We start from the raw sequence: 3,949 nt of genomic DNA on the forward strand, positions 1-3,949 counted from the left end.
CGGCACGCCATGGGCCGAGAAGATCACCGGCCGGTCCGTTGGCGCATCGTCCAGTTCCTCGACAAAGACCGCGCCCTTGGCGCGCAAGCCATCGACCACGAACTTGTTGTGCACGATCTCATGCCGGACAAAGACCGGCGCGCCCCATTTCTCCAACGCCATCTCGACGATCTTGATGGCGCGGTCGACGCCTGCGCAAAAGCCGCGCGGGGCAGCAAGATAAAGGGTCAGCGCGGGCCGGTCCATCGGGATCTCCTGCGGGTCCAGCATGGGGCTGGCCCGGGTCATTTTCGATACACTGGCGCCGGAAATCTGACGAGTGGGCTCCGGACCGGTGTGGGCCCGAAATTCTGTAAGCAATCGGGCCGGGGGCGTCTAGCCCCCGAGGACACCAGCCGTGATCATGGCCAGCGCCACATAACGGCCGGTCTTGGCCAGCGCGACGAGCCCGAGAAACAGCCAGAGCGGCGTGCGCATCATGCCCGCCACCACGGTGAACCCGTCGCCGAGCGGAGCCCAACTGAGCAGCAGGGTCCAGACGCCATAGCGGGCGTACCAGTCCTGCGCGTGGGCCAGTTGCGCCGGGCGCACCGGAAACCAGCGCCGGTCGCGAAATTGGCAGACCCACCGGCCCAGAACGTAATTCACCACCGCTCCCAGCGTATTGCCGATCGATGCCACGGCAATGATCAGCGGCAGACCGACGCGACCGTCGGCCTGAACCGCGACAAAGACGATCTCTGACTGCAAAGGCAGCAAGGTTGCAGCACCGAACGCCGCCGTGAACAGCCCCAGGAGTGACAGAAATTCGGTCATGTAAGGTTCGCCGCAGGGGTCATGCCCGGGCCCCGGTCACTCGTCATCAGTGACGGCACTGTCTTCGCGGTCAAGACATGGGTCGCGCGGCGGGCGGTGACAAACGGCACGCTCAACCTGCCGCAAGCGCCAGCAGCGCGTCCACATCCAGATGGGCTTCCATGTGATCGGCAAGCGCATCCAGCGTGATTTCGACACTGGCACCGTAACGGGCCTGCGACTGGCTGCCGAGTGCGGCCAGAAAGGCCGTGCGGAACGCATCGCCGGTGAACATGCCGTGCAGATAGCTGCCCATGATACGGCCATCGGCGGATGCCGCGCCTTCGGGCATGCCATCCACATGGGCGAAGGGCCGGGCGCGGTCGGGGCCATCGGTGCGGCCGATATGGATCTCATAGCCCTCCATCGCGGCACCGGTCGCGGCATGCAGGGCGCTGGTGCGCGTCAGGCGTTTGTCCGGGCTCATGACCGTTGTCACATCCAGGTGGCCAAGCCCCGGTGTTTCGCCCGCCGGGCCTTCGATCCCCTCTGGGTCGGAAATGCCTTGGCCCAGCATCTGATAGCCGCCGCAGATGCCCAACACATGGCCGCCGCGCCGGATATGGGCGGCAAGGTCGATATCCCAACCCTGTTCGCGCAGGAACGCCAGATCGCCCCGCGTGGATTTCGATCCGGGGAGGATGACAAGGGTCGTATCCCCGGGGATCGGCTCGCCCGCGCGGACCATGGTCAGGCTGACCGCAGGTTCGAGTTTCAGGGGATCGAGATCGTCGAAATTGGCGATGCGGGAAAGCGCAAGGCAGGCGATCTTCAGCGGGCCGCCATTGGTGGTGCCGCCAAGGTCGAGCGCATCTTCGGCAGGCAGCTTTGCGGCATCGTTGAAATAGGGTAGCACGCCAAAGCCGCGCCAACCGGTCCGGGTCTCGATCAGCCGGTAGCCGTCGTCAAAAAGGCTCGGATCGCCCCGGAACTTGTTGATCAGGAAGCCTGCGACCATTCCCGCATCCACGGGATCGAGCACAGCCTGCGTACCGATGATCTGGGCAATCACCCCGCCCCGGTCGATATCGCCTGCCAGCACCACGGGCACGCCCGCCGCGCGGGCAAATCCCATATTGGCGATGTCGCCTGCCCGCAGATTGACCTCGGCCGGGCTGCCCGCGCCTTCGACGATGATCAGATCATGGGCCGCTTTCAGGCGGTTGAAGCTGTCCAGAACGGACCTCAGAAGTTGCGGTTTCAGGGCGGAATAGTCTCTTGCCCGGACCGTTGTCAGCCGCTTTCCCTGCACGACAACCTGCGCCCCGGTATCGGTCTCGGGCTTGAGAAGGACCGGGTTCATATCGGTATGCGGCTCCAACCCGCATGCCAGCGCCTGCAAGGCCTGCGCCCGGCCGATCTCACCCCCGTCCACAGTGACGGCGGCATTGTTCGACATGTTCTGTGGTTTGAACGGAGCGACCGAGAGCCCCCGCCGCCGTGCTGCCCGACATAGCCCCGCGACCAGCAGCGACTTGCCGACATTGGAGCCGCAGCCTTGGATCATCAGCGCTTTGGTCACCGCGTCATACCTTGTACTGTTGCAAAAGCTGCGTGGCCCAGACCGGAGGCCGCGGCCAGCTTCTGCGCCCTTCTTCGTCCCAAAGACGGCTTGTTTCTGTCAGCGACCCGCGTTCAATTAGGGCGTTTAAAAACGCGTCATGCGGATAGAGAAAGCAATCTGCATGATTCAGAAAAGCGATATAGATCGCCTTTCCGACGTATTTCTTATCGATTGTCAGCCGCGACTTAAGCTGAACCTTCAATACGGTTTCGCCGTCGATGTGACATGCGATGAAATCAGCGCCCTGCCAATCGTCAGTCAGGCGCAGACAATTGAAACCATAGTTGGCAAGCCGTGCTGCAACCTTCTGAAAGTTGTAGTTTTCCTTCTGCCGTGAATTCAGGTCCCGATAGTCGATTTCTTCAAACAAAGTCGCCTCACCCCTGAACCGGCAGGAACGCCTCGACGGCGGCGGTGGCGATCACGATCACATTGCCATTGTCGGGATTGGCAACATTGAGCCCGCCATGGGTCGCGCTGACCGTGACCCTGCCGCGCGGCAGGGCGGTGGCGAGCACCGCGCAATCGACGGCTTCGGGCTGCTGCACACCGACGGTCACCTCAACCCTCATGGCCGTATGGTCAAGGCCAAGGGCATCGAACATAGGGATCGAGGAATGACGGATCGCGTCCTCGATCGCGCGCCGGGCGGCCTTCTGGTAGTCCTGCCCATACTGATCGTTGCCCATACCCATTTCGATGATGAACCGCTGATCGCTCATGCATCCACCTCCAGTGAAACTGAGATTGCCGCATTGGCGATCACCGTCGGTTTGCCGCCATCGGCGCGGGGCACGTCCAGCCCGCCCTTCACCACCGTCACTTTCGGCTGGCCATAGGGGAACACTGCAAGGATTGCGGTGGAATCGACCCTGTCCGGGGCCTGAACGCCGATCTCCACGTCAATCTGCATATCGCCTTTCGGACGCCCGAACAGCTCGGCCAGATTGATCGAGTTGTGCCAGAGCGCGTCTTTCACGGCGCGTATCGCGGCCTCGGTATAGTCCTGACGGCGCAGGCTGGTGCCCATGCCAAATTCGGTCAGAAGACGTTTGGCTGCCATCAGAATTCGACCCCCTTCTGGCCCTTGATCCCCGACCGGAACGGATGCTTGATCAGCGTCATTTCGGTCACGAGGTCGGCAATCTCGATCAGCTCTTCCTTGGCATTGCGGCCCGTCAGCACGACATGGGTCATCGCGGGCTTTTCATCCTTCAGGAAGGCGACCACCTCGGCCACATCCAGATAGTCGTAACGCAGGGCGATGTTGATCTCATCCAGCAGCACCATTCTGTTCCGCTCATCACGGATCAGCTCCTTGGCCTTTTCCCACCCCTTCTGCGCGGCGGCGATGTCGCGGGTCTTGTCCTGGGTTTCCCATGTAAAGCCCTCGCCCATCGCGTAGAACTGGCAGAGATGGCCGAAATTCGCCTCGATCAGCGTGCGTTCGCCGGTGGACCAGGCCCCCTTGATGAACTGGACGACGGCCGAGGGCATTTCATGCGCGATACAGCGCAGAATCATCCCGAA

At 62.4% G+C, this 3,949-nt stretch carries 6 protein-coding genes and 1 pseudogene; all 7 read right to left on the minus strand.

The genetic code is table 11. From position 1 onward, the window contains the following. Positions 1-246, minus strand: a pseudogene (gene ispH / locus WBB85_RS22885) (4-hydroxy-3-methylbut-2-enyl diphosphate reductase); the annotation flags it as partial. Positions 247-375: 129 nt separating this feature from the next. Then, positions 376-816: a YqaA family protein gene (locus WBB85_RS22890; protein ID WP_432640873.1), complete on the minus strand. Its 441-nt coding sequence runs from the start codon at positions 814-816 to the stop codon at positions 376-378. Between the two features lie 112 nt (positions 817-928). Next, positions 929-2,362: a cobyric acid synthase gene (locus WBB85_RS22895; protein ID WP_432640878.1), complete on the minus strand. Its 1,434-nt coding sequence runs from the start codon at positions 2,360-2,362 to the stop codon at positions 929-931. A gap of 19 nt (positions 2,363-2,381) precedes the next feature. Continuing rightward, the gene (locus WBB85_RS22900; protein ID WP_432640874.1) at positions 2,382-2,789 is read right to left on the minus strand and encodes a hypothetical protein; all 408 of its coding nucleotides are present in this window, start codon (positions 2,787-2,789) and stop codon (positions 2,382-2,384) included. A 7-nt stretch (positions 2,790-2,796) separates the two neighbouring features. Then, the gene (locus WBB85_RS22905; RefSeq protein ID WP_432640875.1) at positions 2,797-3,141 is read right to left on the minus strand and encodes a Lin0512 family protein; all 345 of its coding nucleotides are present in this window, start codon (positions 3,139-3,141) and stop codon (positions 2,797-2,799) included. Beyond that, complete coding sequence (locus WBB85_RS22910; RefSeq protein WP_432640876.1) at positions 3,138-3,482, minus strand: Lin0512 family protein; 345 nt, start codon at positions 3,480-3,482, stop codon at positions 3,138-3,140. Before WBB85_RS22910 ends, WBB85_RS22905 begins: the two co-directional genes overlap by 4 nt. Further along, a partial coding sequence (gene cobO / locus WBB85_RS22915; RefSeq protein WP_432640877.1) for a cob(I)yrinic acid a,c-diamide adenosyltransferase occupies positions 3,482-3,949 on the minus strand: 468 nt, incomplete at its 5' end. The genes WBB85_RS22910 and cobO, both read right to left, overlap by 1 nt.

Source organism: Albidovulum sp. (assembly GCF_049646345.1).
In the GTDB taxonomy this organism is placed as follows: domain Bacteria; phylum Pseudomonadota; class Alphaproteobacteria; order Rhodobacterales; family Rhodobacteraceae; genus Albidovulum.

What these genes read in the sequence shown, in the direction of transcription:
- WBB85_RS22890 (WP_432640873.1), bottom strand. Translation starts at nt 816, where the DNA reads ATGACCGAATTTCTGTCACTCCTGGGGCTGTTCACGGCGGCGTTCGGT.
- WBB85_RS22895 (WP_432640878.1), bottom strand. Translation starts at nt 2,362, where the DNA reads ATGATCCAAGGCTGCGGCTCCAATGTCGGCAAGTCGCTGCTGGTCGCG.
- WBB85_RS22905 (WP_432640875.1), bottom strand. Translation starts at nt 3,141, where the DNA reads ATGAGCGATCAGCGGTTCATCATCGAAATGGGTATGGGCAACGATCAG.
- WBB85_RS22910 (WP_432640876.1), bottom strand. Translation starts at nt 3,482, where the DNA reads ATGGCAGCCAAACGTCTTCTGACCGAATTTGGCATGGGCACCAGCCTG.